Annotated in this window: 19 protein-coding genes; 10 read left to right on the top strand and 9 right to left on the bottom strand. The window is 54.8% G+C overall.

The window, feature by feature from the left end:
- Positions 1-64: 64 nt before the first annotated feature.
- The 3 genes from L0666_RS04975 to L0666_RS04965 all read left to right on the top strand — a co-directional run bounded on the left by L0666_RS04975 (position 65) and on the right by L0666_RS04965 (position 1,903).
- A complete protein-coding gene (locus L0666_RS04975) occupies positions 65-499 on the top strand; it encodes a hypothetical protein (RefSeq protein ID WP_235259214.1) in 435 nt (144 codons plus the stop codon).
- Between the two features lie 105 nt (positions 500-604).
- The gene (gene msrB / locus L0666_RS04970; protein ID WP_235259213.1) at positions 605-1,069 is read left to right on the top strand and encodes a peptide-methionine (R)-S-oxide reductase MsrB; all 465 of its coding nucleotides are present in this window, start codon (positions 605-607) and stop codon (positions 1,067-1,069) included.
- 300 nt (positions 1,070-1,369) lie between these two features.
- Positions 1,370-1,903 carry a spermidine synthase family protein gene (locus L0666_RS04965; protein ID WP_235259212.1) on the top strand — a complete coding sequence of 178 codons (534 nt, stop codon included), beginning with the start codon at positions 1,370-1,372 and terminating at the stop codon, positions 1,901-1,903.
- Here L0666_RS04965 and L0666_RS04960 read toward each other — a convergent pair.
- The gene (locus tag L0666_RS04960; protein WP_235259211.1) at positions 1,900-2,532 is read right to left on the bottom strand and encodes a J domain-containing protein; all 633 of its coding nucleotides are present in this window, start codon (positions 2,530-2,532) and stop codon (positions 1,900-1,902) included. The genes L0666_RS04965 and L0666_RS04960 overlap by 4 nt on opposite strands.
- Before the next feature lie 75 nt (positions 2,533-2,607).
- Between L0666_RS04960 and L0666_RS04955 the strand changes: the two genes are divergently transcribed.
- On the top strand, positions 2,608-2,862 hold the full coding sequence (locus L0666_RS04955; protein WP_235259210.1) for a BolA family protein: 255 nt from the start codon (positions 2,608-2,610) through the stop codon (positions 2,860-2,862).
- Between the two features lie 8 nt (positions 2,863-2,870).
- On the opposite strand, the gene L0666_RS04950 is transcribed toward L0666_RS04955, so the two are convergent.
- Both L0666_RS04950 and gatB read right to left on the bottom strand, forming a co-directional pair.
- A complete protein-coding gene (locus tag L0666_RS04950) occupies positions 2,871-3,398 on the bottom strand; it encodes a DUF4177 domain-containing protein (RefSeq protein WP_235259209.1) in 528 nt (175 codons plus the stop codon).
- A gap of 125 nt (positions 3,399-3,523) precedes the next feature.
- Positions 3,524-5,035 carry an Asp-tRNA(Asn)/Glu-tRNA(Gln) amidotransferase subunit GatB gene (gene gatB / locus L0666_RS04945; protein ID WP_235259208.1) on the bottom strand — a complete coding sequence of 504 codons (1,512 nt, stop codon included), beginning with the start codon at positions 5,033-5,035 and terminating at the stop codon, positions 3,524-3,526.
- Positions 5,036-5,221: 186 nt separating this feature from the next.
- On the opposite strand from gatB, the gene L0666_RS04940 reads away from it, so the two are divergent.
- Entirely contained in the window at positions 5,222-6,082 is an 861-nt protein-coding gene (locus tag L0666_RS04940; RefSeq protein ID WP_235259207.1) for a transglycosylase SLT domain-containing protein, read from the top strand.
- A 3-nt stretch (positions 6,083-6,085) separates the two neighbouring features.
- Here L0666_RS04940 and L0666_RS04935 read toward each other — a convergent pair whose 3' ends face one another.
- The 4 genes from L0666_RS04935 to pepN form a co-directional block, all read right to left on the bottom strand.
- On the bottom strand, positions 6,086-6,946 hold the full coding sequence (locus tag L0666_RS04935) for a lysophospholipid acyltransferase family protein (protein WP_235259206.1): 861 nt from the start codon (positions 6,944-6,946) through the stop codon (positions 6,086-6,088).
- Positions 6,947-7,024: 78 nt separating this feature from the next.
- Entirely contained in the window at positions 7,025-7,444 is a 420-nt protein-coding gene (locus tag L0666_RS04930; protein ID WP_235259205.1) for a hypothetical protein, read from the bottom strand.
- On the bottom strand, positions 7,441-7,959 hold the full coding sequence (locus tag L0666_RS04925) for a hypothetical protein (protein WP_235259204.1): 519 nt from the start codon (positions 7,957-7,959) through the stop codon (positions 7,441-7,443). The genes L0666_RS04930 and L0666_RS04925 overlap by 4 nt, the downstream gene beginning before the upstream one ends.
- Before the next feature lie 61 nt (positions 7,960-8,020).
- Positions 8,021-10,570 (bottom strand): aminopeptidase N, encoded by a 2,550-nt coding sequence (pepN, locus tag L0666_RS04920; RefSeq protein WP_235259203.1) that lies wholly within the window; start codon positions 10,568-10,570, stop codon positions 8,021-8,023.
- A 209-nt stretch (positions 10,571-10,779) separates the two neighbouring features.
- Between pepN and L0666_RS04915 the strand changes: the two genes are divergently transcribed.
- The 3 genes from L0666_RS04915 (at position 10,780) to L0666_RS04905 (ending at position 14,240) form a co-directional block, all read left to right on the top strand.
- On the top strand, positions 10,780-12,927 hold the full coding sequence (locus L0666_RS04915; protein ID WP_235259202.1) for a malate synthase G: 2,148 nt from the start codon (positions 10,780-10,782) through the stop codon (positions 12,925-12,927).
- Between the two features lie 20 nt (positions 12,928-12,947).
- Complete coding sequence (locus tag L0666_RS04910; protein WP_235259201.1) at positions 12,948-13,376, top strand: GlcG/HbpS family heme-binding protein; 429 nt, start codon at positions 12,948-12,950, stop codon at positions 13,374-13,376.
- An 87-nt stretch (positions 13,377-13,463) separates the two neighbouring features.
- On the top strand, positions 13,464-14,240 hold the full coding sequence (locus L0666_RS04905) for a gamma-glutamyl-gamma-aminobutyrate hydrolase family protein (RefSeq protein ID WP_235259200.1): 777 nt from the start codon (positions 13,464-13,466) through the stop codon (positions 14,238-14,240).
- 3 nt (positions 14,241-14,243) lie between these two features.
- On the opposite strand, the gene L0666_RS04900 is transcribed toward L0666_RS04905, so the two are convergent.
- Both L0666_RS04900 and L0666_RS04895 read right to left on the bottom strand, forming a co-directional pair.
- Entirely contained in the window at positions 14,244-14,570 is a 327-nt protein-coding gene (locus L0666_RS04900; protein ID WP_235259199.1) for a hypothetical protein, read from the bottom strand.
- A gap of 65 nt (positions 14,571-14,635) precedes the next feature.
- Positions 14,636-21,163 (bottom strand): Hint domain-containing protein, encoded by a 6,528-nt coding sequence (locus L0666_RS04895; RefSeq protein WP_235259198.1) that lies wholly within the window; start codon positions 21,161-21,163, stop codon positions 14,636-14,638.
- 230 nt (positions 21,164-21,393) lie between these two features.
- On the opposite strand from L0666_RS04895, the gene L0666_RS04890 reads away from it, so the two are divergent.
- Positions 21,394-21,843, top strand: a complete 450-nt coding sequence (locus L0666_RS04890; protein WP_235259197.1) for a methyltransferase family protein — start codon at positions 21,394-21,396, stop codon at positions 21,841-21,843.
- A gap of 128 nt (positions 21,844-21,971) precedes the next feature.
- On the top strand, positions 21,972-23,543 hold the full coding sequence (locus L0666_RS04885; RefSeq protein WP_235259196.1) for a Re/Si-specific NAD(P)(+) transhydrogenase subunit alpha: 1,572 nt from the start codon (positions 21,972-21,974) through the stop codon (positions 23,541-23,543).
- Positions 23,544-23,552: the final 9 nt, after the last annotated feature.

Raw genomic sequence — 23,552 nt, 5'->3', positions numbered from 1 at the left:
AGGGGAACGGGGGCTTGTGCGTCACCTTAACATGGCAGACCATTTCGTTCTGAAGGGGGCCGCTATGTCAGATGACCGACTCGATGAATTATTGATAGGGACCAGCAATTGGGACCGTGGGTCTCACCGTGCGCTTTTTGACGAACTTGCACCAAAGATGGCAGCACATTTGGGCGCGTCTGGTGTGCCGCAAGGCCCCGCCCAAAGCGCTATTGTTGAGGTATTTGCCAACATTTGGGTACATGACGGATTTGCACCGATCAGGCCGGATCAGTCGATCCAAGATTGGTTCTGCGACATGGCAATGGCCGAAGTCGCAACTCGCATGCCCTCATCGTATCCCCCAGTCGAGATCACCGACGAGATTTGGAAAAAAGTTGCAAAGCGGTCGTACCCTGAAAGTTGGCGGAATATTCTTGTCCGCACGGATGTTTTGTTTGCAGTGATTGGCGCCTTCGTTTGGGGCATTCTGCTATTGATTTTTTCGGGGCGTGGCTAAACCGTTGTAACGGGACGTTCACAACTGCGTGCCCATTGCCAGAAAACAGTCCTCAATTTGTGTGGTGGGCATTATGCAAGTCCTAACACAAGTAGGAGCTTTGCCATGAACCGTCGCCATTTCTTTACAACAGCCGCGATCTCAGCGCTGTTTGCTGGGCGAGGCTTTGCCGCCGAAGGCAATTTCGAAGTCACCCGCACCGATGCCGAATGGCGCGCGATGCTGACGCGCACTCAGTACAACGTCATGCGCGAAGAAGGGACCGAACGGGCCGGGTCATCTCCTTTGGATAAGAATTACGCGCCGGGAATCTACCACTGTCGCGGTTGCGATCAGGCTTTGTATTCGTCTGAACATAAATATGACAGCGGAACGGGCTGGCCGTCCTTCTATGACGTGTTGCCTAATGCCATTGAAACCATGGAAGACAACCGCCTGTTTAGCACACGCACGGAATGCCATTGCGACCGGTGTGGCAGCCATTTAGGGCATATCTTCAATGATGGGCCTGCACCGACAGGCCTGCGCCATTGCCTCAACGGTGTTAGCCTCGTGTTCCGCGCGGCCTAAGCAATCCCTGCAAAGGCCCTTCATCGGGTGCTGGATATAGCTTGATATCCCTCGTTCAATACAATTGAGCGAGGGTTTTATGGTTCTCAGATTAATTGGTTTGGTATTTGGCGGGGCGGGCAACTTGTGCGCCTTTGGGGGTGGTTCGCCGCAGGCGTGGGCGCAAATTTGACGACGCTAATTGGAAAGCGGTGTTGAACTGTTCGCTGTGCTGAAACAGTTCATTTCCCTATTGGTTATCCGATGCCACACCGCTGCCCTAAAGCGGCTCCATACCCATTCGACAAATATGGAGTACCTATGCGCTACGGCTTACGCAGATTTAGAAAACCGACCGAAGGAGAACGCGCCCGATTTCTGGCGTTCTTCCTGTGCGGTGTCTGCAGTGCTGGACTGGGGTATTTGGCCGTTCTCCACCTTGATCGCGCGGCGATGTTTAACGGGCTCAGCTTGTATCAGTATTGGATTGTTATTGCGTCTGGTATCGGTGGAACCGTCGCGTTGTTCTTGTCTGGGGATCGCTTGGGCCAATCTGGCGCGGTCGGTGCAAGGCGCGGCGTGGCAGGGGCAATCTGGGTCACCTTTATCGGTGCTCTGATCGGCGGCACGCTAAGCTTGCCGTTTTATGGCACGATGTTTGGCCCGTTTATTGTTTGCGTCACTCTGATGGGCGCGCCAATCCTTGCAATGCTCTGGATGTTTAACCTGCTCGGCATCCATATTCTGTTGGGCATCCACCAACGCGAACGCGACTCCATTTTCACTCCCGAGAGGATGAGGATTCCAGGCCATGCCAATGAAGTCGCGGTTCGAACCGGTGGACGATTTCGTTAAGCTCTGAAATGCCGGCTGGCTTTGATCTGATCCCAAGCCCAAACAACTTCGGCAAGTTGTTCTTCTTGTGACCGGTCTCCGCCATTCATGTCAGGGTGCAGCACCTTGATAAGCTTTTTGTAGGCTTTACGAACTTCGGCTTTTGTCCAATGATCTTTGGCTTCCAACACTTCAATCGCGCGGCGCTCTGTGGCGGGCAGCTTGCGCGTAGACCCTGTGACCGAACGGCCTGGGTTTTGCGTCGCGTTCTCACCAAGCACCTGATGGGGATCATCTACGCCCAAACGCGCCCATGCGCGTTGCTCGTCAGATTTGCGGAACGGTTTTGTATCGCGTTCCCAAACACGGTCTTTGCTCTGCTGTGCGTTGATCTCGGCCTCGGTGGTGCCGTCAAAGAAGTTCCAACCGAGGTTGTATTCGCGAACGTGTTCTTTGCAGAACCAGTAGAAATCATCCAAGACATCAGGGTTCTTGGGGGCACGGTATTTGCCTGCTTCTTCGCAGCCCGGCTTTTCGCAAACGCGATTAGACGTTTCGGACGCGCCAGACATCCCGCGCCGTCCGCGCGGGTTCTTCTTCTTGCTGGCTGAAACCGACATATTAAAGCCAAATGGATCGTCTTTGTTCATCACATAACCTTTCCGACTCGGACGTGAGACCTTAAACCATGCAGAGCAGGATTGAAGGGGGCAGAGGTAAAAATAATGACTTTGGAAACAGAAATTCGTGATGCATTAGAGGCATCTTTTTCGCCAACGGTTCTGGCGGTCATTAATGAAAGCCATTTGCACGCAGGCCACGCAGGCGATGATGGGTCGGGCGAAAGCCACTGGCGGGTTGAGATCTCGACAGCCGCGCTTGACGGGAAATCCCGAATAGCCAAACACCGCGCGATTCACGCAGCGCTAGGTGAAGATATCATCAGCCGCATCCACGCGCTGTCGTTGCAGATTAGCTAGGGCTGGGGTTACTCGGCTGCGACGTGGTCGTCGTCGGCGCTTTTCTTTGAGTTTTGCGCAGTGACACGATTGTTCCAAGGAAATGCAAAGGGCGCCTGAAGCGTTTCTTCAACGCGGTCTTGCGCTTGGGGTGCTTCATCTTCGACGACAGGTTCGGCAGATGTCTCCGCAGTCTGTTGGGCGGCCCCGGCGGCCTCACCTTCTATGTGGTCCGGTGAAGGGAGCGGCGTTTCGACGGTTTCTTCGACCTGTGTTTGATCTTCGATCAGAGCCGCAACTGGTCCGGTGTCGGTGTCGTCAATCTCGATGGCACGGCGAAACACCAGCATGTTCTGAAACGAGGTGGATTTGCCAGTCAGGCCTTGGCGTTCTTCGACGGGGAGGGTGTCCGTGCGCTGATATTCCCAGCCCTCCGCACCCAGTTCGTTCATGACAGATTGCAAAGCATTAGCGAACCGTGCGGGAGTGCCTTTGACACCTTTCGCCTTAAGGCCGCGCATCGGGGCTGGCACTACTTTGTATTCAAAACCTGTCATAATTCACCTCAATTGTCCCGCGGTATTTCTAACAAGAAAGGCCTACAACGCAAAGGCATCATTGAGTTTTTTGGACGCATACCATCCGTGGTAGGGGCCGCGCATGCGACCCCCACATCTACGGGTTAGCCGTTCAGTTTTTGCGAAACCAGCTTGTTTACAGCCGCTGGGTTGGCCTTACCGCCAGTCGCTTTCATCACTTGGCCAACGAACCAGCCCGCAAGTTTCGGGTTCTGTTTCGCTTTTTCGACCTGATCGGGATTGGCGGCAATAATCTCGTCCACTGCGGCCTCAATAGCGCCCGTGTCGGTGACTTGTTCCATGCCCTCAGTCTTCACGATTTCTTCGGGATCACGGTCGGATGTATAGGCGATTTCGAAGACGTCTTTTGCGATCTTGCCGCTGATCTTGTCGGATTTGATCAGGGCAACGATCTGACCAAGACGGGCCGCAGAGATAGGGCTGTCGCCGATGTCTTTGTCGTCCTTTTTCAGACGGCCAAACAGTTCATTGATCACCCAGTTCGCGGCCAGCTTACCGTCATTGCCATCTGCAACGGCTTCAAAATAACCCGCGTTTTCAACATCGGCCGTCAACACGGAAGCATCATAATCGCTCAACCCGAAGTCTTTGATGAAACGTGCTTTTTTGTCGTCAGGCAGTTCGGGCAGGGATGCCGCAATGTCATCCACCCATGCCTGTTCGATTTCCAATGGCAGAAGGTCGGGATCAGGGAAGTAGCGATAGTCATGCGCTTCTTCTTTGGACCGCATGGAACGTGTTTCGTCCTTGTCCGGATCGTACAGACGAGTTTCCTGAACGATCTCTCCACCGTCTTCAATAATCGCGATCTGACGGCGAGCCTCGTGTTCGATAGCGGCTTGGATAAAGCGCATGGAGTTCATGTTCTTGATCTCGCAACGGGTGCCCAGAACGCCAAAGTCGCCAGTCTCTTGGAACTTCTCATAATCGCCGGGGCGGCAGACAGACACGTTCACGTCGGCCCGCAAGTTGCCGTTCTGCATGTTGCCGTCGCACGTGCCGAGGTAGCGCATGATCTGACGCAGCTTGGACACATAAGCAGCCGCTTCTTCAGGGCCGCGGATGTCAGGAAAGGACACAATCTCCATCAAGGCAACGCCTGTGCGGTTCAGGTCAACGAAGGACATCGTTGGGTCCATATCGTGAATGGATTTACCCGCGTCTTGTTCAAGGTGGATGCGTTCGATACGCACGTTGCGCGCAGTACCATTGCCCATTTCGACCAGAACTTCGCCCGTGCCGACAATCGGGTGATACAATTGCGAAATCTGATAGCCCTGCGGCAGGTCAGGGTAGAAATAGTTCTTGCGGTCAAAGGCGCTCATCAAGTTGATTTCAGCTTTAAGGCCGAGACCCGTTTTCACAGCATATGCTACGCATTCTTCGTTGATGACCGGCAACATGCCGGGCATGCCCGCGTCCACGAAAGCCACGTTGCTGTTGGGTTCAGCGCCGAACTGTGTGGAGGCGCCGGAAAACAGTTTCGCCTTTGTGGCGACTTGCGCGTGGACCTCAAGCCCGATCACAAGCTCCCAATCGCCAGTTGCTCCGGCAATGGTTTTGATTTTTGGGGTCTCGTAGGTGAGGTCTAGCATGGTGTGCTCCGCATCGGTGTTTGAGTGTTGAATAGGCCCAAGTGGGGCGGGCTTCAAGCGGGGCAGTTGCGGTTCTTTTCGACTTGGCCGCTATATCTGGTAGGTCCTAGCGAAAAACTGCCCGTAACGCCCCGAATTGGTGCAGTTTTCTTGCAAATCTCACCGCTCCACGGCATGTTCTGCCCGATGTTTGCACTAAGAACTCTCCTGGGGGGGATTCTCGCGATCACAATGGGAACTGCTGCGCTGGCCGAATGGCCTGTGGGTGGCCCTGAAAGCGAAACACGCCCCTTTAGCCGCGCTGATGCGGTTGTCTTGCGCGCCAACGCGGCGTTTGAGAGGGTTGAAGCTGCGCGCGCTGCGCTTGCCTCGTTCAAACCGTTGAGCCGTCCTGACTACATGCTGCGCTACCCTGTGGTAATTTCTGAAAACCCGACCCAGCGCCCAGTGATGCGGACTAACTACATTCCCGATGCCCGCTGGGATTTCAAAAGCGGTAGCGACAGTTGGACGCGTGCAGCACTGGCCGCATTGCGCAGTCACGGGACACGGATGGAAGAAACCGTTCCACGTGATATCGAAAATTGGTGCCCTGCCTACGAAGACAACCCGCCGCACCTGCGTCGTGCGTTCTGGGTCGGCATGATGTCGGCGCTTGCAAAACATGAAAGCACCTATCGCCCCGAAGCTGTTGGTGGCCCGAACCTTTGGTATGGGTTGCTTCAGATTTACCCAGACACCGCCCGCCGCTACGGCTGTCGCGCGACAACGGGTGAGGCGTTGAAAGACCCCGAGGACAACCTAAGCTGTGCCATCCGCATTATGAATGTAACCGTCCCACGCGATAACGCGATTGCAGTGCGAGACAGCCGTTGGCGCGGTGTTGCTGCCGATTGGGGGCCTATGACGCGCCCGAGCAAGATCGCCGAAATGTCGGCATGGACGCGGCAGCAAGAATATTGTGAGGCGCCTGTGAACATCGGCAGCATCCGTCCATCGGCACGCCCACAAGTACAAGCAACGCTTTCGACAATGAACGAAGGCTAATCCCTAAGACCAAAGCAATCGGCGCGATGTCTTGACTAAGCTGACCGTTTGCGCACCTGTTTCATCCCCTAAATCCAGCGTCGCTTTGCGCAAAAGCGCGATCCCGTCTTCGGTTTTATCTGGCAACGCCGAGGGTGATATCGCCTCACCGATGGTGACAGAGTAGGGCTGTTTTGCCTTGTTCAAAGTCTCGTGGAACAGCGTGACGTCCCGCAGCGTTGGATGGATCAAGTCGAACAGGTAGAACATCGCGGAATTGCGGGCACGGATGTTCACGGGAATAACCGGAAGCTTAAATTTGCGTGCCAGCATTGCCGCTGATCCCATCCATGGGCGTTCAAACAGGCGTAGCCCGCGGCGTTTCGCCAAACGGCCCGACGGAAAGATCACTCCCAAACGGTCCTCGGCCACCGCCTTACGAAGATAGCTCATGGTTTCGCGTGTTTTCCCGTGGGATCGCTGATCCTTGCGCCATTCGACAGGGGCAATCATGTTTTCCATTTGCGGCATGACCCGCAAGATATCTTTGTTCGCAAAAAAGTATGCGTCCGGCCGCATTTGGGCAATTAGCCCATGTAGCATGATACCATCCGCGATCCCCGTCGGGTGGTTGGCAACGATCAGCGCCGCGCCTTGACGGGGCAGGTTTTCCAAGCCCGAAACCGAAACCTCTTTGCCAATCCGCTGAAACATGGCCGCCATAATGTCCGCCGTGTCCAACCCCTGAAGCTGCGTCGCAACTTTGACGGTTTCGTCATATGACAGGCCACGGTTCAAAACCGAACGTGCCGCACGATGCGCGATCCCGTCTTTGAAAAGCCAAGGCGCACGTTCTTTGATCAAGGGGTCAATGCGATGTCTCATGCCGCAATAAGAACCACAGGATTGTAACGGTTCTATGGGAGGGCAGCGGCGGCATTTGATTTGGGCAAAAAACCGCCCCTATAGCATGGAGAATGGGTGCCTTTGTGCCGATATTCCAGCATCCGACAGTGCAGTTTCGAAGACGTCCACAGGTGGTCCGATGTCTGGGGGCAGGCGGGTTGTCGCCCCGCCAACATGCACGATTGTCACTTTGACGGACCCGTCAAAACGCCTGTTCAAACGCACGTGGTCGATATCTTTGGCTTCGCCTTCACTGAATGCAGCTTTCCAAACAAGGCGCGAGGGCCAGACCTCAACAAGGGCACGGCTGTCGCGGATAATGTCCCACAGCGTGGGGAGTGTGCATGCGGCCAGAAATCCAGCAATCCACAATGACATATCTAAGGCGACGTAAAGAACGATAAGGATCACCCAAGTAACTGCAATCGTCACAATGGCCGATGCCCGCCGTCCATTGCGTTCAAACGCGTAGATCACCGAACGCGCATTGCACGTGTGATGTCTTCAAGTGCTTCTCGTTGACGATCACTAAGGGAGGTCACACTGCCTTTCAGGACGGTCATCAACGGATCCATTTGTTCTGCTCCGCCCAGTTTATAAAGTTTGCGCGAAATACGTGCGATGGCAGGCTCTGCGCCGCCACATTCTGTCATGAACCAGCGGCCCAGAACTTCCATTTCTTCGGTCTCTTCCGCATTGGCGCGAAGGACGGACCGAATTTGCACGGTCAAAAGTTGCCGTTGTTCGGCTGTTGGTAGGTCGTCCAATTCAATAAATGCAGTCGCGATGGACGCAATCGCAAGGCGGGGATCCTCAATGCTTTCAACGGGATGAACGTTTAACTTACGGCTAAACCCGAACCGACGCGCTGCCAGTCGAACATCATTGGCCATGTCTGCGACATCCCCGACGACGTCGCGGGCGTTGCGTGCGCGCTGGGCCCAAAAATATGCGGCTCCGACAATTCCAAGTAGGGCAATAATAAACGGCACTGTTAAACTCCTTTAGAACTTTCAGTGACACTATCGTCCAAGTTGCAGTCGGGAAAGTCTGCTATTCCAGCATTCGCCCAACCATTTCGGAAGTGTCACGTGAAAGTCCCGCCGTGCCTGCAATGTCTTGAAGGACCGCACGAATTTGCGCTTGGCGGTCGGCATCATAACGGCGCCATGTTTCAAAGGCCGTGGACATGCGTGCGGTGGTTTGTGGGTTGATCGCGTCCAGTTTTTTCAGCCAATCCCCAAGAAGGCGATAGGCAGACCCATCCGCCGCATGAAATCCTGCGGCGTGACCGGCCAGAGCGCCAAAGACGGCTCTAAAGCGGTTTGGGTTTTTCATGTCGAAATCGGGTTCTTCGGTCAGCTTTTGTGCCGTTGACGCCGCTGCGTCAGGCCCCGCCGCAGAGACGGTTAGGCCGAACCATTTGTCCATGACCAATCGATCGCTCAGCCATTGGGTGCGGAACGTTTTGCTTTCTTCTTCGCCAGTGCCGTTGCGCAACAAAGCAGCAAGGCCGCCGAGTTGCAGCGTCATGTTATCCGCATCCGCAAACTGCTTGGCCGCGGCTGCGCCGCCATCAAGGCGAGTGATCAGCCCAAGGGCAGTGTTTCCAAGGCTGCGCTTTCCGGCTGATTTGGCATCCGGTGAAAACGGGCCAGTGTTCATGCAGTCGGCATAGATGCGGGGCAGGATGTCTTGCACGTGCTGCGCCATGGCTACGCGCAGCGCTTCGCCCGCATGGTGGATCGCGATCGGGTCTGGCGTAACGCCCGCGTCAAACAGAACCTGCGCCATGTCGCCTTCGGAGGGCAATGTCAGGACAAGCGCTCGGAATGCTGGGTCGAGCGCGTCATCCCGCAATATAGCAGCAATTCCATCAAGGTAGGCTTTGTCTGGCGCGGCCCCATCTGTCACCGCCTTTTTATAAACCTCCCGTGCCAATGCTTCGCCCGCGTCCCATTTGTTAAAGGGGTCCGTGTCATGAGCCATTAGGAATGCACGTTCCGCATTGGTCTGGTCGCGCTGCAAGATAACCGGAGCCGAGAAGTCGCGCAGAATTGAGGGCACAGGCTTGCCCGCCAAGCCGTCAAAGCTGAAGCTTTGGCTTACTTGCGTCATTTCCAGAACGGTTGTTGGCTGCACCTCATCACCGTTTTGGGACAGCAAGCCCACGGCAATCGGGATGACCATTGGGTCTTTGTGATCCTGGCCTGGAGTGGGCGGTGTTTCTTGCGTGAAATGAAGGGTGTAGGTGCCGTCTTCATAGCTGTCTGATACAGTCAATCGCGGCGTTCCGGCCTGCGAATACCAGCGTTTGAATTGCGACAGGTCACGGCCTGTGCTGTCTTCGAATACCTTTAGCCAGTCTTCGATTGTTGCTGCGTCACCGTCATGGCGACTGAAATAAAGATCGAGCGCTTTGTAATAGTCCTCATCCCCGACCAGACGTTTCAACATCCCGATCAGTTCTGCGCCTTTTTCGTAAACGGTGATGGTGTAGAAGTTATTGATCTCAATAAAGCTTTCTGGGCGCACTGGATGGGCGAGGGGACCGCCGTCTTCGCGGAATTGGCGTGACCGCAGTGTGATTGCGTCCTCGATCCGTTTCACAGCATGACTGCCTTGGTCGCTTGTGTATTGCTGATCGCGGAACACGGTCAGCCCTTCTTTAAGGCACAGTTGGAACCAGTCGCGGCAAGTGATCCGGTTGCCCGTCCAGTTGTGGAAATATTCATGGGCTATGATCGCATCGATGCGTTCAAAATTAGCGTCCGTACTGGTCTCGGGCGAGGCCAGAACGCAGCTGGAGTTGAAGATGTTTAGCCCTTTGTTTTCCATCGCGCCCATGTTGAAATCATCCACCGCGACGATGTTGAAGATGTCGAGGTCGTACTCGCGGCCATAAACGTCTTCGTCCCATTTCATCGACCGTTTCAGCGCTTCCATGCCAAAGGCGCATTTGTCCTCATCTGCGCCGGGGCGAACGTAGATGTTCAGGTCCACGTCTTTTCCGGACATGGTTTTGAAAGTACCCGAATGGGCCACCAAATCACCGGCGACCAAGGCGAACAGGTAGGCCGGTTTGGGCCAAGGGTCGTGCCACTCTGCCCAACCTTCGCCCGAAGCCACAGGGTTGCCGTTGGACAACATGACGGGGTGGTCGCCTTCAATGCGGACGGTGAAGGCGCTCATCACATCGGGGCGGTCAGGGTAGTAGGTGATTTTGCGGAAGCCTTCTGCCTCGCATTGGGTACAGTACATTCCGCCCGACGTATAAAGCCCTTCGAGAGCCGTATTTGTTGCGGGTGAGATTTCGACCTCGGCTTCCCACACGAAGGGGCCGTCGGGAACATCGCAGGTCAGCCCTTCGTCCGTGATCATGGGGGTGACGTCTTTGCCATCGATCTTTGCCCAGACAAGCGTGACCTCCTGCCCATGCAGAAAAAACTCACCGGGGTGGTCCGAGTTGGGCCGAAACGAAATGCGGCTGATCACACGCGTCGCGGTTTCGGCCAGCTGGAACGTCAGGTGGACGTCATCCACCAGATACCCGAACGGGCGATAGTCGCTAAGATAGATAGTCTGGGGGGCTGCGTCTTTCATGGGGGACTCCGTTGGGTTCGCTCAAACCTAGGGTGCTGATCACAGGGCTACAAGACGAAGGACGTATATGCGCTGCCGATTATCAAGTTTCCTTATGAAGTGCATCAACACAGAAGTTTAGCCTGTGTGTTGCGCAGCAGGGTTTCAACGCGTAGCTCTAGGGCAAAGCCATTATTTGGCTCCTGATTTCGACCCAAGGGGGGAAGACCATGACCAATCGTGTAAAGCGCGGTGAACTTTCAATTGCAGCCGAACTCGTCGAGTTTATCGAACAGAAGGCACTTCCGGGCACAGGGGTAAGTACGGATGCGTTTTGGCAAGGTTTCTCTGATCTGATCAATGATTTTGCACCTGAAAACAATGCACTGTTAGAAGTGCGTAACACAATGCAAAGCCAGATAGATGACTGGCACAAGGCGCGCATCGGCACGTTGCACAACGAGAAAGCCTACGACACTTTCCTGCGCGACATCGGTTATCTGGTGCCTGACGGAGACGACTTCGAGATCGAAACCACCAACGTTGATCCTGAAATTGCCAAAGTTCCCGGCCCACAATTGGTTGTGCCAATCACCAATGCCCGCTTTGCGTTGAACGCGGCAAACGCACGTTGGGGAAGCCTTTATGACGGATTCTATGGCACGGACGCCATGGGGCGAACACCGAAAGGCAAAGGCTATGATCGCGGCCATGGCAGCCGTGTTGTTGCCCGCACGCGGGTATTCTTGGATGACACGTTCCCGATTGAAGATGCCTCTCACGGGGATGTCGAGCGCTACACGGTTGTTGATGGCGCGTTGTTGATTGATGATAACCCCTTGATGATGCCGGAGCAGTTTGTTGGCTACACGGGTGATCCGGCCAAACCAAAAACGATCTTACTCAAGAACCACGGTCTGCATGTGGAATTGGTATTTGATGATACGCATGTGATCGGGTCCCATGATCGGGCGTCCTTGGCCGATGTGCGGCTGGAAAGCGCGGTTTCCGCGATTATGGATTGCGAAGATTCCGTGGCCTGCGTGGATGCCGAAGACAAGGTCGTGGCCTATACCAACTGGCTTGGCCTGATGCGCGGCGATCTTGAATCCACGTTCGAAAAAGACGGCAAGACCATGACCCGTCGCCTGCATGACGACCGTACATTTACAACGCCTGACGGCGGTTCTTTGACGCTCAAGGGGCGTGCATTGTTATGGGTGCGCAACGTTGGCCACCTGATGACCAACCCGGCGATCTTGGACCGTGACGGCAACGAAGCCTTTGAAGGTTTGATGGATGCGATGATCACAACACTGATCGCAAAGCATGACCTAGCCCGCGACAGTGGCAATTCGGTGCATGGATCCGTTTACATCGTGAAGCCAAAAATGCACGGCCCTGATGAGGTTGCCTTTACCAACCGGATATTCAGCCATGTTGAGACCGTGCTGAATTTGCCGGCCAACACAATCAAAGTCGGGATCATGGACGAGGAACGGCGCACGTCGGCGAACCTCAAGGAATGCATCCGCGCCGCGAAGTCACGCGTTGCTTTTATCAATACAGGGTTCCTTGATCGCACAGGTGATGAAATTCACACCTCGATGGAAGCAGGGCCTGTAAGCCGTAAGGATTTCATCAAACGCAAAGGCTGGATCGGTGCTTATGAAAACCAGAACGTTGATATCGGCTTGGAATGTGGTCTGTCCGGCCGTGCCCAGATCGGCAAGGGCATGTGGGCGATGCCAGATGATATGGCGGGCATGATCGAACAAAAAGTCGACCATCCCAAGGCAGGCGCAAACTGTGCATGGGTGCCAAGCCCGACTGCCGCGACACTGCATGCGCTTCACTACCATAAGATCGATGTCTTTGCCGTACAGGCCAAACTAAAGGCCGGTGGGCGCCGCAGTTATCTGCCCGCTCTCTTGGAGATTCCGTTGGCAAGCTACCGTGCGTGGACGGATCAACAGATCACCCGCGAAGTAGAAAACAACGCTCAAGGTATTTTGGGATATGTTGTGCGCTGGATCGATCAGGGGATGGGGGCCTCCAAAGTGCCAGACATCAACAACATCCCGCTTATGGAAGACCGCGCGACCTGCCGGATTTCGGCGCAGCACATTGCTAACTGGCTGCACCATGACATCATCGATCGAGATTTGGTGATGAAGGCCATGCATAAAATGGCGGCTGTCGTCGACGAGCAAAACTCAGGCGACCAAAACTACACCCCAATGGCGCCCGACTTTGGCGGCATTGCGTTTCAGGCGGCGTGCGATTTGATCTTCACGGGGCGTGAACAACCTTCGGGTTACACAGAACCTGTTTTGCACCGCCGTCGACTTGAGCTAAAAGCACAACAAAACGGCTAACCAACCAATCGGAGCATCCAATGGCTGATATTTCCACGAACAAAGCACGCACCATTATTCGCAAAGGACTTGCCAAGGCGCGGGAACTCGAACTCCGCCCGATGGGCATTATTGTTGTGGATGCTGGCGGTCATGTCATCGCATTCGAACGCGAAGATGATGCACCTCCCGGACGTTTCACTATTGCGCAGGGCAAAGCTTACGGCGCTGTGATGCTTCGAATGGCTGGGACCGCGCAGATGGCACGGGCAGAAGCCCAAGCCTATTTCATGGCGGCGGCAAACGGCGCGTTTGGCGGTAAAATGATTCCACTTCCGGGTGGTGTATTGGTGTTGGACAAACGCGGAAAAGTAGTCGGCGCCGTCGGCGTAACAGGCGATACGTCCGATAATGATGCGATTTGTGCTGTTTTTGGTATCGAAGCAGCCAATTTGTCGGCGGAAATTTAACGTTTTGGGGTGAAAATAGGAGCGGCAACCTAACGGAGCTTTGAAAAACTCGTGCATCTTGTTAGGTAGAGGCAAAAGAGGTGACGTATGCGTAAGCCAGTTATTGGTATCATTGGCAACTTCTACATGATCGGGGACGACTACCCGTCTCATTCGACGGGTGTCATGAATTCCGAAGCTGTGGCGCACGTTTGCGGTGCCATGCCACTGATTGTGCCGTCTGACCCAAGCCTAGTGAATGTCGATGACCTGATGGAAGTTTGCGACGGGTTCTTGTTTACGGGCGCCCGTCCAAACGTTCACCCCGAAGAATACGGCCACGCACCTACCGAAGCCCACGGTGATTTTGATCGTGAACGTGACGGATTGGCGCTGCCGTTGGTCCGCAAATGCGTTGAGCGTGGGCAGCCTATTCTGGGCGTTTGCCGCGGATTTCAAGAAATCGCTGTCGCTATGGGATGCACGCTGCACCCTGAAATTCGGGATATCGAAGGGCGAGACAATCACCGCATGCCGCCGGATGGCACGCTGGACGAAAAGTTCGCATTGCGCCACGTTGTGTCCTTGCAAGAAGGAGGCCAGTTCCATCAGGTTTTGGGATCGACCGAAGTGATGACCAATTCCTTGCATGGTCAGGGCATCATGGAGACGAGCGATAAGATCGTCATCGATGGCTATGCGCCCGATGGCACACCAGAAGCGATCTACGTTCGTGACGCTCCTGGCTTTACGTTATCCGTTCAGTGGCATCCCGAATATCAAGCCTGCGAAGACCCCGTGTCGCGCCCCTTGTTCGAAGCATTCGGCGAAGCTGTCCGCAATTGGGCTAACCGAGAAACAGCACTGTTGCGCAAAACCGGTTAGGGGCTATGCCCCAACGGATGCCGCTGCGTTCCGTAAAATGTCATTGCGATTTGATTGGCAGTGAGCGGCGAGCGCTCCTGAAACGGTCGTTGCATCAGGCACAGTGGATAATCTCCCCGCGAGCACAGCTGCGCGCGCGCGTCCAAGCGCCCAATCAGTAGCCGCAGCCAAGGCGGCTGGGTTGGTCAGTTGATCACAGCGAACAAGACCCGGATCCATCGGCATTGTGAAGGGTTGCGCGACGACGGCCGCGTCAGACGTGGATTGTGGGGCAGGGGCGATGCATGCCGACAAAGCTGCAACAGGCAAAGCAAGAAAGAGATAGCGCATAAATGACTCCGGGCCAGTGTTTCAAGAACACTGGCCCGATGCCTAAATTCATTCAAGTGCGGATCTTACAAATGTATCAGTCGTGCCTCGTGGGCTTTCAGGCTGCGACGCGCAGTTGAGCCATAGAACGAAGGTTCAGCACGCAGCTCAGGGAAGATCGCAAAGAGTTCTTCGCGGGCTTGGTCAGATACTGCGCTAAAGCCGATATCACCTGGGTGGAAGCTTTCGGTAGCGGCACCTTCTGCGTAAATGATCTCATGTTGGTCGAACATGATGTGCACATAGGTGACCATGCCGGTGTCTTTCTGAACCACATCCACGCCGTCGACCAAATGCTTCGCTGAGACCAATACTTCGCTTTCGCCGAACAGCAATTCGGCACGATAGCCTTGGAACAGGACACGGTGTTGAGGGGATACGATCAAGTCGCGATCCTGACCGGCAAGAACGTTTTTCGAGATGCGCACGGGGGCGAACCGATCAACGGCAGGCACGGTGCGGCTTTCGGACCAACGAATTGGCTGCAGACCGTGGTCGCGTGTAACCACCAAATCGCCGATCTTAAGATCCTCAACAGCCACCAAACCGCGCGGTGTCGCGATGCGCGTTCCCGGAGTAAAGCAGATGATGTTTTCGATCTCGGAGAAGTTGAGGATCGTGCCGTCATCGAGCGTTACGGAACCAGAATAGCTGCCGGTGCCATCGTCAACAAACGTGTCGATGACATCCTGTGTCAGGATACCCAATGTGCCCAGTTTCAACGTGTCGCCAGCAGTCTCGTCACCAGAACCACCATCAATCGTGATGGTGCCATTGCTGGTTTCATTCAGGTCAACGAGCGTAAACTCGTCGTCACCTGAACCACCGGACATGTTATCGCCCTCAGAGAACGTGATGTCGTCTTCGCCCGCGCCACCATAAAAAGTATCAGCGCCTTCGCCGCCTGACATGGTGTCAGCGCCAGCCCCTGCGTAAACCAGATCATCACCTGCGCCGCCGATGACGGAGTCATCACCAGACCCAAGGTTGAAAAGCTCAACTTCGGAGAAGGTCGCAACATTGGCGCCTTCCGTAAGGGTGCCTGCTTCATCGGCTGTGAAATCAAGGACAACATCAGACGTCATGCCGCCCGCATCGAGCGTATCGACGTCGACGAAAGGATCGTCTTCGCCACCGGTGATGGTGTCGACCCCAAATCCTTCACCCAGTACGAATGCATCGTTGCCTTCGCCACCGCTCATGGTGTCGTTGCCAGCACCGCCTGTCAGGGCGTCAGCGCCGTCGCCGCCAACAAGGCTGTCATCGCCCGAACCACCTGTGATGACATCGTTACCCGCACCAGCATCCACGGTCATACCCGCGCTGTCGGCAGCTAGATTGATCGTATCATCGCCGCCTTCGGTTTCGATGGCCTCGATTTCGCTAAAGGTAGCTGTCGACGTGCCGTCAGTGATTGAGCCAGCCTCATCGCCCGTCGCGGTGACGTTGACATCGATGTTCTGAGTGGACCGGATTTCGTCGTTATCTGTGCCGCCTTCGCCGCCTTCGATAACGTCAGAACCAAATCCTGCTTCTTGGACAAATGTGTCGGCGTCGTCGCCACCGTAGAGGGTATCAGCTTCGTCGCCACCGTTGATGATGTCGTCGCCTGTCCCGCCAAAGGCTGTATCGCCACCGACGCCGCCAAAGATGAGGTCGTCCCCAGCTTCGCCATAGATGGAATCGTCGCCATTTCCTGCGATGATGGTGTCGTTGCCCGCACCAGCTTCGATCAGGTCGTCGTTAGCTTCATGACCTGCAAGGATCGCGTCAGTGTCGTCAACTTGATCGCCGTCTGGGTCGCCAACATAAGACGCATCGATCGTGTCGTCGCCTGCTGTGCCGCTGACGGTGCCGTCACGGTCAGACACAACAACGTTCTCGATGTTGGAGAACGTCAGGCTGCCGCCACCTTCAAAGTAGACGATGCCGTTTTCTGGGTTGGTGTCATAATCGATGTAATCAACGCCAGATACGATCAGCGTATCGTTGTCGGTTCCGGTTTCGGACCCGTCAATAACATCGCCCGCACCGCCATAGATAACGTCTTGATCCGCGCCACCAGTGATGGTGTCTGCGCCATCACCGCCTGTCAGCGTATCATCGCCCGCGCCGCCATCAATCGTATCGGCATCATCGCCGCCATCGATAGCATCGTTGCCGTCGCCGCCGTAGATTTCGTCAGATCCAGCACCACCGATAAAGCTGTCCGCACCCGCGCCACCAGTGATGGTGTCGTTACCGGCACCACCATCTACGGTGCTGCCGCCTGTTACCGCAACGCCATCGAATGTGTCGTCTAGGTCTGTCAGGTTGAATTGTTCGATTTCAGAGAACGTGCCAGAGCCGCCATCCGTTGGGAACGCATAGCTACCAGCTTCGTCGCCGGACATTGTTACGTCGACGCCTTCGGTGCCGCTGCCGTCGCTGAATGTAAGGGTATCAACATCGCCATTTCCGACGTCTTCACCACCTTCGATAACATCGACATCACCGCCGCTGGCCACATTCAGGCTATCGTCGCCTGTGCCACCCAGCATTGTGTCGCTGCCCGTGCCGCCCGTCAGGGTGTCATCATCAGCGCCGCCATCCAGAAGGTTATTGCTACCGCCAGTAACCGTGATGGTATCGTTACCGTCTTCACCATAGAGCGTGTCATTGGATGTGTCGGCCGCCTCAGCTGAGGTGATGGTATCGTTACCGGTACCACCATAAATGATGTCGTCGTCACCGATGTTGGCTTCTTCACCAGCTTCGATCGTATCGTTGCCCGCGCCGCCATAAATCAGATCGCCCTGATCGCCGCCATCAATCGTGTCTGCACCGGAACCGCCATAAACCTCATCATAGCCTTGGCCAGCCGTGATGCTGTCATTGCCGCCGTAACCATAGATTAGGTCATCATCGTTTGCGTCACCTGCAAGGATCGCATCGCCCGCATCGACCATGTCGCCATCTGGATCGCCAGTATAGCTTGCGTCGATTGTGTCGGCGCCGCTTGTACCTTCGACAGTACCGTCTGGCATCGGGATGCCAATCGCATTGAGGTAGAACGGATCGTCTGCATCTGTTGGGTCGATGCCAACAAGAGTGATGGTTTCACCGTTCGGGAAAGTCAGCAACGCGTTGCCAGACCCGTCATCGGAAACCACAACATCGTTGGTCAGAACTGGTGTGCGATCTGGATCGCCGAGCGGCAGATCATACAGGCCGGACACGTCCAATGTGTCGATACCCGTAAAGGTGCCGTCGCCATTCGGAGTAGGGGCGTCGAAGCCTTCGACGGTATCGTTGCCAAATCCGTCTTCCAACACGACGACATCTGCATCGCCATCTGGCGTATCAGTGCCTACACCCAGATCGATGTTGTCATCGCCTGCGCTTGCATTGATCGTGTCGGCGCCTTCACCAAGTGCGATATTGTCGTCGCCAGAAGAACCAGTGACACTGTCATCGCCAGAGCCGAGATAGATGTTTTCGATCTCGGAGAAAGTTGCCGTTGATGTGCCATCGCTGATTGTGCCGGATTCAGGATCGGCAGGGTTCAACGTTTGCAAATCGACAATAAGGTCGTCGGTGACATTCCCGGCAAACAAGGAGTCGCCGTTGGTTTCGCCAGTTTCGCCACCGGTAATTGTGTCGTCGCCGAAACTGTCGTTCAGTTCGATAGTGTCGTCGCCCGCATCGCCGTTCAGGACGTCGTCACCGGAGCCACCTGCAATGAAGTCGTCGCCATCACCACCGCTGACAGTGATGTCTGATGTGTTAAGTGCGCTATCAATGAAGTCGCCACCATCCGTACCAACAATCGCTTCGATGTTTGTGAACGTGCCGTCTGCAGCACCATTATCGACATCGTAAGTGCCTGCTTCATCGCCAGTGACCTGAACAATGACCCGGTCAACTGAAGTGGATGAAAAATCAAGCGTGTCGATGTCGGCCAAGTTGCCATCTTCGCCACCGTCGATTGCATTCGTTCCGCTGGTTTCGTTCAGGACGATCGTGTCATTTCCAGTGCCAGCAGTGATTGTGTCATCACCTGTGCCACCATCAATAGTGTCGCTTCCTGTACCGCCATAGATTTCATCATCGCCTGCACCTGCAGTGATGCTGTCATTCCCACCGTAGCCGTAAATCAAGTCGTCATTGTTGGTGTCGCCAGCCAAGATCGCATCGCCCGCATCGACCATGTCGCCGTCTGGATCGCCAGTGTAGCTTGCGTCGATTGTGTCGGCGCCGCTTGTACCTTCGACAGTTCCGTCTGGCATCGGGATGCCAATCGCATTGAGGTAGAACGGATCGTCTGCATCTGTTGGGTCGATGCCAACAAGAGTGATGGTTTCACCGTTCGGGAAAGTCAGCAACGCGTTGCCGGACCCGTCATCGGAAACCACAACATCGTTGGTCAGAACTGGTGTGCGATCTGGATCGCCGAGCGGCAGATCGTACAGGCCGGACACATCAACTGTATCGATGCCTGTGAAAGTTCCGTCGCCATTCGGAGTAGGGGCGTCAAAATTGGTAAGGATGTCATTGCCGAAACCATCTACCAACGTGACGACATCTTCGTCGCCGTCGGACACACCAGGGCTGTCTTCGCCGAGATTGATGGTGTCATCACCGCTACCGCCAGTAAGTGCATCCGCACCCGCGCCGCCATCGATGTCCATGCCGCTTGTGTCGGCGGACATATCAATAATGTCGTCGTTTTCAGTGCCGTCGATGTCTTCGATTTCGATGAACGAGCCAGAAGCACTGGTGCCGTTGAAGGCATACGTGCCGGCTTCGTCGCCCGTCGCAGTAATCGTAACGCCGGCCGTTGTGGCATCGTCAGAGAAGGAGACGGTGTCAATGTCGCCATCGCCCAAATCTTCGCCACCGATAATGGTGTCGGCATCGTGTTCGTCGCTGATCAAGAACTGGTCAGAGCCGTCCCCGCCATAAAGCGTGTCGTCGCCAGACGCACCAATCAGTGTGTCGTCGTTTGCGCCGCCGTACAGCTCGTCGTCATCCGCGCCGCCGTTCAGGAAATCATTGCCTGTGCCACCGTAAACAGTGTCATTCCCGGCTTCGGTCGTTCCATCACCAAAGGTGTCATTGCCAGTACCAAGATCAACAGTGTCATTGCCGTCGCCACCAGATACAGAATCGTTGCCTGTACCGCCGTCGATGCTGTCAGCACCCTCACCGCCGTAAAGCGTATCAATACCTGCATCACCGCTAAGGGTGTCATCACCAGTTCCACCATAAATGGTGTCGCCATCTGCATTACCTTGGATTGTGTCGTTGCCTTCGCCGCCATAAACGACATCGGCACCGTCGCCACCAGAAATCACATCGTCAGCGTCGCTGAATTCCGCGACCGGAATCTGGCTAAATTCAACGTCACCAATGCGGATCGCGTGGTTGCCGTAGGCTGAATCAACGTTGTTATAGTCGACCACGATCTGCGCGACTGGACCGGCAATAGAGACCTGAATGAAACCTGTCTGGGCAGACGTAAGGCCAGAACCACCAGAATTCACAATCGAGGTCGCCGTCCCAGTTGAGTTATCAACGGTGATCGTCGTCGGGTCACCTGCTGTAAGAACAACGGGGACAGGATTACCTAGAGCGTCAAAAGCAGTGATGATGACTTGGTCGATGAATTGGTTCTGCAACTCGTCGATGTCATGGATACCAAAGGTAACATCCGTAACTTCGTCACTAAAGCTAGCAGGGTCGTTGGCTGAGAAATCGAACGTGACCGTCGATGCGTTTTGCCCCGTGCCACTACCGCCGCCGTAAAGTTCAATAGAAGATGAATCGCTGCGCTCGTCATAGTCGTACAACGAGTCATTGGTTTCCATTGACGCGCCAGTAAAGTTTTCTTCCTGCGTAACGGATACCGCGACTTGAATATCGCCGCTGATAGAGTTTCCTGTCAGTCCACCAGTGATGCTTGTTTCATCTGCAACACCTTGTTCATCCCAACGAAATGCAGTTTCGATGTTGCCGCCATTTGAACCGTCGGCGTCGCCGTAAATGACGTCGTTCCCCGTGCCGCCATCAATGCTGTCATTGCCGCGACCACCCGAGAGTGTGTCAGCGCCAGTGCCACCATAAACGGTGTCATTTGCGTCGCCCGCATCCACCGTATCGTTGCCCGCGCCTGCAACAATAATGTCTTCATCGGTGCCACTACTGTCGCCGGCGTCAACTTTGTCGCTGCTTCCAGTGTCATTATAGTTAAAGTCGATGTCATCATCGCCGGATGTACCGTCAATCGTGCCGTCGGATGACAAGACAGGGTAGGTTGGCGGACCGTCGGCTTGGGCAGTGCCGCTGGTTATAAAGTAATTGTCGGGAACAAAGTAAACATTGCCATCGGTGGCTTCGTAGTAGACGCCAGAGTCTTGGATGTTGTTGTAGGTGTTGTTGCCATAGGTGCCGCTCCAGATCCAATTGCCTGCACCAATTGAACTGGATGTCGTGAATGTAGACTGGGATCCACTGATCGCGTCTCCAGCGTCGAGAATTCCATCACCTAACGTAACCAAATAACCTGTTGGCATAACTTAAACCTCTTTGCGTGGGCTTTTGACCCGATATTCTACTCAACAAACCATGCACAGCGCACAGCTCGGCCTTTAACGGGTTACCTACGGGGCATCGGCGGCATGATTGGGGTGAGAAGAAGGCCTTTTATTCCTGAATTTTGATAAGATTGTGGCGAAAATAAGTGTCGCACACGTGCAACGTGTTTTTGCTGGAGAAACCAAGCGGTCTCTGGCAAGACAATGCCATGAAATGGTTAAATATTCCTCCTATGTGGCTCATCGCGGCACTAGTTCTGACTTATTGGGTTGGTCAGTGGCGACCACTGGGCCTCAGCCTGGCACATCCGATTACGCAATTTCTGGCAGCAGTTTTGATCGGTGGTGGGGCGATTCTGATGCTGTTGGCGGTGCTTGAAATGCGGCGTCAAAAGACGACGATCGTCCCGCATATGGACGCTGAGAAACTGGTCCAATCCGGTATTTTCAAACGCTCTCGAAATCCCATTTATCTTGGTGATATCTTGATCTTAGCAGGGTTCGTTCTGCGATGGGATGCGCCGCTGGCGCTGCCGCTAATTCCGATTTTATTTTGGGTGCTTGAAACACGATTTGTCATCCCAGAAGAAGACCGCCTGCGCCGCAAGTTCAGGCAGGATTTCTATCGTTACACGGAAAAGACGAGACGATGGCTCTAGCAATGCTGCCGCAAGATTATTGCGCCACAGTGCCGTAATGTATGCCGAAGAATACCCATCGTGGACTTGTGAATCGGACACTCGGACGCTAACGACCTTATTAACTGGGATGAAGAGAGAGATTTTGGATGAAAATCGGAACACCAAAAGAAACATTCGAGGGTGAGAATCGGGTCGCTATGACGCCGGCATCTGCGCTCGAACTACAGAAACTGGGCCATGAATGTGTGGTCGAAACCAAAGCCGGCGCTGCCGCGGGTTTTTCAGACAAAGACTATAAAGATGCAGGCGTTGAGGTTGTCAAAACCGCCGCCGCGCTTTGGAAAGCCGCCGACATCGTGGCAAAAGTGCGAGTTCCCGATGACGGTGAAATGAAACGTCTTCGGGCTGATCAAACTTTGATCTCATTTTTCAGCCCCGTCGCTGACGAAGCCAAGATGAAATCCGCTGCCCGCAAAGGTGCGACGGTTGTCGCTATGGAAATGATCCCGCGTATTTCGCGCGCTCAGAAAATGGACGCCTTGTCCTCCATGGCGAACATCGCGGGCTACCGTGCCGTTATCGAGGCAGGTAATAACTTCCCACGTTTTTTTACAGGTCAGATCACTGCGGCCGGTAAGGTTCCACCAGCCAAGGTCCTGGTTGTCGGGGCAGGGGTTGCTGGTTTGGCGGCCATTGGCACATCAACATCGCTTGGTGCGATCACCTACGCATTCGACGTTCGCCCTGAAGTGGCTGAACAGGTCGAATCCATGGGCGCTGAGTTTGTGTTCCTCGATTTCGAAGAAGAACAGGCAGATGGCGCGTCGTCAGGCGGCTATGCTTCTGTATCCTCGCCCGAATTTGCAGCGGCACAGCTTGCCAAGTTCCGCGAAATCGCACCGGACATGGATATCGTTATCACCACAGCGCTGATCCCGAACCGCGAAGCGCCAGAGCTTTGGACCGAGGACATGGTGAAATCCATGAAGCCTGGTTCCGTGATTGTAGACTTGGCGGCCGAAAAGGGTGGCAACTGTAAGCTGACCATCAAGGATGAGAAGATCGTGACCGACAATGGTGTGACCATCATCGGTTACACGGATTTCCCATCCCGCATGGCGGCACAGTCTTCTACGCTTTATGCGACGAACATCCGTCACTTGATGTCCGACCTGACACCAGAAAAAGACGGTGTCGTCGATCACAACATGGAAGATGACGTTATCCGTGGCGCGACAGTGACCCACGACAAAGAAGTGACATTCCCACCCCCCCCACCGAAGGTGCAAGCGATTGCTGCCCAGCCAAAGGCTGAAGTGGTTGAACTGACACCAGAAGAAAAACGTGCGGCAGAAGTTGCAGCGTTCAAGGCACAGACCAAATCTCAGGTCACACTAATCGGTATCGGTGCTTTCTTGTTGTTGGCGGTCGGCCTTGTGGCGCCTGCAAGCTTCATGCAGCACTTTATCGTCTTCGTGTTGGCGGTCTTCGTCGGCTTCCAAGTCATCTGGGGTGTTGCACACAGCCTGCACACGCCACTTATGGCGGTCACCAACGCGATTTCATCGATCATCATTTTGGGTGCCTTGATGCAGATTGGATCAGGGTCGTTCCTTGTGATTCTGCTCGCTGCCTTGTCGGTGTTCATGACTGGTATCAATATCTTTGGCGGGTTCCTCGTCACACGGCGCATGCTTGCCATGTTCCAGAAATCTTAAGGGGGGCTG

Origin of the sequence: Octadecabacter algicola (assembly GCF_021532625.1) — a bacterium.
Lineage (GTDB): Bacteria > Pseudomonadota > Alphaproteobacteria > Rhodobacterales > Rhodobacteraceae > Octadecabacter > Octadecabacter algicola.
This window is presented reverse-complemented; position numbering and strand designations above follow the sequence as displayed.